Annotated in this window: 6 protein-coding genes and 1 pseudogene; 3 read left to right on the top strand and 4 right to left on the bottom strand. The window is 59.7% G+C overall.

Annotated features, from left to right (window positions below):
* Both JWR14_RS06275 and JWR14_RS06270 read left to right on the top strand, forming a co-directional pair.
* Positions 1-1,906: xanthine dehydrogenase family protein molybdopterin-binding subunit (locus JWR14_RS06275; protein ID WP_299703188.1), on the top strand; the 1,906-nt coding region annotated here is incomplete at its 5' end.
* A gap of 130 nt (positions 1,907-2,036) precedes the next feature.
* Entirely contained in the window at positions 2,037-2,624 is a 588-nt protein-coding gene (locus JWR14_RS06270) for a nucleotidyltransferase family protein (RefSeq protein WP_299703185.1), read from the top strand.
* 6 nt (positions 2,625-2,630) lie between these two features.
* On the opposite strand, the pseudogene JWR14_RS06265 reads toward JWR14_RS06270, so the two are convergent.
* The 4 genes and pseudogenes from JWR14_RS06265 to JWR14_RS06250 form a co-directional block, all read right to left on the bottom strand.
* Positions 2,631-2,915: pseudogene (locus tag JWR14_RS06265) on the bottom strand (type II toxin-antitoxin system RelE/ParE family toxin).
* On the bottom strand, positions 2,912-3,154 hold the full coding sequence (locus JWR14_RS06260) for a type II toxin-antitoxin system Phd/YefM family antitoxin (RefSeq protein WP_299703182.1): 243 nt from the start codon (positions 3,152-3,154) through the stop codon (positions 2,912-2,914). The pseudogene JWR14_RS06265 and the gene JWR14_RS06260 overlap by 4 nt, the downstream one beginning before the upstream one ends.
* Positions 3,155-3,285: 131 nt before the next feature.
* Positions 3,286-3,981: a glycosyltransferase gene (locus tag JWR14_RS06255; RefSeq protein WP_299703179.1), complete on the bottom strand. Its 696-nt coding sequence runs from the start codon at positions 3,979-3,981 to the stop codon at positions 3,286-3,288.
* Between the two features lie 417 nt (positions 3,982-4,398).
* Entirely contained in the window at positions 4,399-4,851 is a 453-nt protein-coding gene (locus JWR14_RS06250) for a DUF2442 domain-containing protein (protein ID WP_299703175.1), read from the bottom strand.
* Positions 4,852-5,517: 666 nt separating this feature from the next.
* Between JWR14_RS06250 and JWR14_RS06245 the strand changes: the two genes are divergently transcribed.
* Positions 5,518-6,015, top strand: a complete 498-nt coding sequence (locus JWR14_RS06245; RefSeq protein ID WP_299703172.1) for a hypothetical protein — start codon at positions 5,518-5,520, stop codon at positions 6,013-6,015.
* Positions 6,016-6,028 lie beyond the last annotated feature (13 nt).

Genomic DNA, 6,028 nt, shown 5'->3' with positions numbered 1-6,028 from the left:
GGCGGACACGCTCGAACGCGCGACCGATGGCGCCCGCAAACTGCAAGCGTCGATCCGCTACGAAGCCGCGACGCCGAACGCGGACTACCAGCGCGCGAAAGGCACGGCGTACCAGCCGGAAAAAATGATGGGCCGCCCGATCAACACGCAGCGCGGCGATGTTGCCGCCGGTCTCCGGCAAGGCCCGACCCGGCTCGACGTGGTCTACACCACGCCGTACGAGCATCACAATCCGATGGAGCCGCACGCGACACTTGCCCGCTGGGACGGTCCGAACCTGACCCTCTACGATGCAACCCAGGGCGTTTCCGGCGCCCGCAGCGCGGTGGCGAAAATCATGGGTCTCAGCGAGGACAACGTGCGCGTGATCTGCCCGTTCGTCGGCGGCGGGTTCGGATGCAAGGGCTCGGTGTGGTCGCATGTCGTGCTCGCCGCGATGGCCGCGAAGCAGACCGGCCGCCCCGTGCGGCTCGTGCTCGAACGTCCGCAGATGTTCGGCATGGTCGGCAACCGGCCGTTCACGGATCAGCATATCCAGATCTCGGCCCGCGACGACGGCACGCTCACCGGCATGCGTCACGACGTGATCTCGACCACATCGACATTCGAAGACTGGAACGAAACCTCGGCTATCGTCACGCGCATGCTGTATGCCGTGCCGAACCAGGCGACCACGCACAAGCTGGTGAAACTCGATGTCGGCACACCCACGTTCATGCGAGCGCCCGGTGAAACGAGCGGCTCGTTTGCGCTCGAATCCGCGATGGACGAAATGGCTTACCAGTCGAACATGGACCCGCTTGCGTTCCGGCTGAAGAACTATGCCGAGATGGAACCGCAGGAGAAGAAACCGTGGTCGGAGAACTCGCTGCGCGAGTGTTATCAAATTGGCGCCGATAAATTCGGCTGGTCGCGGCGTAATCCGAAACCGCGTTCCATGCGCGACGGCAACACGCTGATCGGTCTCGGCATGGCGACGGCAACGTATCCGGCGAACCGCAGCGAGGCATCGGCTATCGCACGCATCTTGCCGGATGGCACGGCGATGGCCGCATCTGGCACGCAGGATCTCGGTACCGGCACCTATACGGTGATGACGCAAGTGGCCGCCGATGCATTGGGTTTCCCGGTAGACAAGGTCGACTTCGCACTCGGCGATTCATCGTTGCCGCACGCGCCGGTCTCGGGCGGTTCGCAGTCGGTGGCGAGCGTGTCGCCGGCAGTGCGTGAAGCGGCGTCGCAAGCACGCGCCAAGTTGATTGCCATGGCAATAGCGGATTCGGGGTCGCCGCTAAGCGGGGGTTCCGTCGACGATGTCACCGTCAACAACGGCTGGGTCATCAGCCGCGCCGACCCATCGAAGCGCGATCCGGCTGCCGCAGTGATCGCGCGCAACGGCGGCAAACCGATCGAAGCCATGGCGACCACCAAGCCCGGCGATGAGAAACAGCAGTTTGCGTTCCACTCGTTCGGCGCGGTGTTCACGGAAGTTCACGTCGATGCAGACCTGGGTACGATCCGCGTGCCGCGCATTGTGGGCGTGTATGACGTCGGTAGTTTGCTGAATGAAAAGACCGCTCACAGTCAGTTGATGGGCGGACTTGTGTGGGGCATTGGCTCGGCGCTGACCGAGAAGAGCGAACTCGATGCTCGTTACGGCCGCTACACGAACGCCAACCTTGCCGAATATCACGTGCCGGTGAACGCTGATATCGGCTTGCTCGACATCACCTTGCTGGGCAAACCCGATCCGCATATCAACCCGCTCGGCGCGCGGGGGATCGGCGAGATCGGCATTACAGGGGTGGCGGGATCGATCGCCAATGCCGTGTATCACGCGACGGGCGTACGGGTGCGCGATTTGCCGATCACGCTCGACAAGGTGATGCCGAAAACAACGGTCTGACGTTTTTGCCGGGAATACCGTGCGGTTGCACTTCTGGTGCATGCCGTACGGCTTTTTTTCTTGCTTGCGACATACCTTGGTGCTTGTCAAAATCGACGCTTCTTACTTTCTTACTATCAGGAAGCCGGCCATGACTTATTCATCGAGTGCGACCGGCATTCTGCTTGCAGCCGGTTACGGTTCCCGCTTCGATCCGAGCGGTCTTCACAACAAACTTCTCGCTACGCTCCCCGACGGCACGCCGGTCGCGTTTCAGTCCGCGCGCCGGTTGCTGTCGGCGGTGTCGCGGGTGGTGGCCGTGGTGCGGCCGGGGTCGGAGAAACTGGCGGAGGTGTTGAACGAAGCGGGCTGCGACGTGATGTTTTCAATCGATGCCGAGCGTGGCATGGGCGCGACGCTTGCTGCTGCGGTGCGCGCGACGCAGAACGCGGAAGGCTGGCTGGTCACGCTTGGCGATATGCCGTGGATCGAGCCAGGGACGGTCGAGGCGGTGGCGCGGTCGCTGGACGCCGGGGCGTCGATTGTTGCGCCGTTTTATCGCGGACAGAGAGGCCATCCGGCGGGGTTTGGGGCTATGCATCTGGAAGCGCTAAGTGCCCTCGACGGCGATGCTGGCGCGCGGGCGCTGTTTATGTCGGAGGCGGTTGAGCGCATTGAAGTTGAGGACGCGAATATTTTGCGCGACGTGGATTTGCCGGGGGATTTGCGTCCCGATTGACATGTCCTAGCGCCGCTCTTCTGCTGCGTCGTGCACCTCGCCGCCTTCGCGCTTGCCAACGGCAATGACGACGACTATTACGATCTCGTCCTGTATCTGCTAAACAAGCCTGTATCCTCGGGTACGAAGCTTGATCTTGTAGCAATCCTTCATTCCGTGCAGCCATGAAGCTGGAACTTTCGGGTTCTCAAGCCTCTTATCCGGCTTCTTCGCAAACTGCCGTCGCGTCTCGGCGTCAAGCTTTCGCCACTCCTTCTCCGCGCTGAGTCTGAACCTCAGCTTGTACGTCATTTGTGGATGTCGACCTCAATCAGCGGTTCATTTTGCCTAGCCCGGACAATGTCGGCCAATTCATAGTCTTCCAACCGATCGAGCAACGCTTCGTACTGATCGGCTGGCAGCAAATACGCCACCGGCTTGTTGCGATTGAGGATGGCGACTGCGCCACCATCCGCGCCTTCGATGACGGCGGTCGGGTTGAGCTTCAGCTCCGAGATCCCCACTGATTGGGTGGCGTGAATAGCGTCCACGGTCTTCTCCGACGAAATGATCTTCAAGAAGACCTGGTAATAGCTCTTTTAATAGACCATTGCAAAGACACTCTCTCAACGACGGCTCATCTGCTCGAGGTCAAAACCCGGCATGCGCTCCAGCAAACCCCTCAAGCCGCCAACGCCCCGTCCTCGTCTGTCTTCGCCAAAAAACACCTTCTACTCACATCCACCAGCGTCGCACCAAACCCCTTCAGCGCGCGGAAATCCGTGCGCGCGCTCGTGACCACCCGCGGCATGGCGCTCCACGCAATCGTTGCTCCATCCGCAATCAACGCCTCCACCAGCGCCACATCCTCGCTGTGCTCGAGCGGCGCGAAGCCGCCCACGCGCACATAAGCCTCCGCCGATACCCCCATGTTCGCTCCGTGAATATGCCGATGACCGTCGGCATCGGTATAAGTGCGCGCGAAATGCTCTCGCACAGCCGCCAGATGCGGCGACCAGTCGTGGACGGCAATCACGCCGCATACCGCATCGGCGCGGCAATCGAGTTGCCGGACCAGCCAGTCATCGGCGACGACACTGTCTGCGTCGGTGAACGCCAGCCAGCGCGCACCCAGCGACAACGCGTGACGTGCTCCCTCCGCCCGCGCCACGCCCACATTTCGCGCGCTTACGCTGAGCACGTCGGCGCCTAGCGCGGCAGCGATGGCGGCAGTGTCGTCAATGCAATGATCGACGACCACGATCACTCGTACGTCTTCCCCCAGCAACTCATGATGATTCGCCGCGCGTTTTGCCGCGCTGACGCAAGCCCCGATATGTGCCGCTTCGTCGTGAGCGGGAATGATGATGCTTAGCATGTGGTTCTCTCCATTCGCATTTTCGGCGTCTGGATTACCCAGACACGGTTGCCGAAAGACACAGCAATGGCTATTCCCAGCGAATTGGAAGGTTTGCCTGCGCCCAGGTGAAATGTGGGCAAGCGAACATTTGAGATGACGATTCGAGCACGGACAATACTTGAACGGCGTCAGGAGCCTGGAGTAAACACGCACGCGGAGGGAGAAGCGGCGAGGTATAGGCTTTGTGTGTTCAGCGAGAAGGCCGCGTCACGCAAAAGACGCCCCAAGATGGCTTAATTGGCCATCAGTCGACAAAATTTGTTGGCAGCCCTTAGTTGGTGTTCCTGTCCAGCGTGGAACCTGAGCAGCGTGGAAGCATTCGAGCTTGGGCCTTTACCGGTTGGCTACTGCCGCCGGGATTCGCAGGCTTCGGGCTCAGCCGAAGTGCTTCGCGGCGTTCCCACTGAACCGGTCTTCCGGCGATCCGGAGCCATCCTTACCTTGGCGGGACTTGAGCAGACCCTGCACGGATATGTCGATGTTGTGATCTGTCAGGGTAAGAGCCGTACCAGCAAAGGACAGTGCAATCGACGAGAGCGCTTCAGCAGGGACGTTATCCAATTCCGATATCTGGCCCACCGGGATCACGACACTCTTTCCGCGCGGGAAATGAATCATGATCACCGCGTGTTCCGGAAGATATTTCACACCATCCGCAACACTAGGGAAGGTGCTGGAATGAGACCCATGCCAGACGCTCTGGATGGATTCGAAAGCAGTTTTGAGCTTGAACATTGCGCCAGCCGGGCGACGCTCCAGGACGAAAAGCGTCTCTCTTCCCTCGTCGAGGTCGACAGGTTTCTCGTCAGGCGCGTTGATGATTTCCATGACTTGATCCCTACTTGCGTGTGGTCTACCAAGTGCAACACGGTCAGGCGCTCAGCGGGATCATACGTTCCCGCCTGGATGTTCACCAGCGTCCTTCCCGCCAGATTCGGCTTCACAACATACTGTTTTGCTTCGTCCCACGCCTGATTTTCCAGGCATGTGTTTTTGGTAGCTTCCATCCAACTTTCCCTGGCCACGAACAAGCGTTCTTTGACAATGGCAATGACGTCATTTCTCACTTGAGACGACACCCAGGCTGTATCCGGAATGACATCCAACAGACTCACGCCATTGTGCCAAAACGAAAACTCAAACCGCGCGGACCAGTCGCCGCCGTCCAGATGCACATGCGGCGGACAATGCTCGTCTCTTGTGAACACAGCGATTCGCCTTCCCTTATATTGACCCACTTTCATTGGTTTTATTCTCCCTCGTTAATGCCGACGTTGCTTACAACTATCGGCGAGCACCCCTCTCGATGTGGTAAATATTACACACACGTACTCGACCTCTGATAGCTGTCCAAATGGCTGACGAGTAAAACCGCCCGAAACATTTTGAGACCCAACTGAAACAACACGTAACGTAAGTCAACTTTCCTGAAAGCTTGGCGTTAACCCGTGGACAGCGCCAATCCTGGCGACGATTTCTAAGGCAACCGACTCCATGGCCGCCCTTCCGCTTTCAGCACTTCAGCAACGTCGACAAAAACAAGGCCACGCGGCACTCGTTCCGAGATCAGCCGGGCAACTCAAGGCGGAACACGATCGGATCGTCGGCCGTGCGCAGTTTTTCCTCTACGCAACCATCGCGCTGGCTATCGCAGGCGTGATCGCCGTCGCGATGCTGCCGTTCTCATCCATTCCGGACGACTTCAGTTTGGGCGCTCAGGAAGTGATCGGCGTAGCCGTGTTCGCGGCGTGCCTGTTCTTGCTGCATGAGCGCACGGAACTCACGCTGCGCCTGTACAACTACGAGCCCGTAGAACAAACCACGCAGGGCGAGCTGCGCGCGCTACTGCATCGCGTACCGGAAGGCATTTCGTATCAAAACGCCCTCGCCGCCGACAACCGGACGTTCGTGACCGTGGAAGCGGAAGAAATTCGTCGTCGCGCCGATGCATTCAAACCGCAAGCCGAAGGTCTGGAGCCGGCAGAAAGCTGATCGTCGTGCCTTC

It is taken from the genome of Caballeronia sp. (assembly GCF_028292365.1).
GTDB lineage: Bacteria > Pseudomonadota > Gammaproteobacteria > Burkholderiales > Burkholderiaceae > Caballeronia.
Note: the sequence above shows the minus strand (reverse complement) of the source record. Positions and strands in the feature narration are given on the sequence as shown.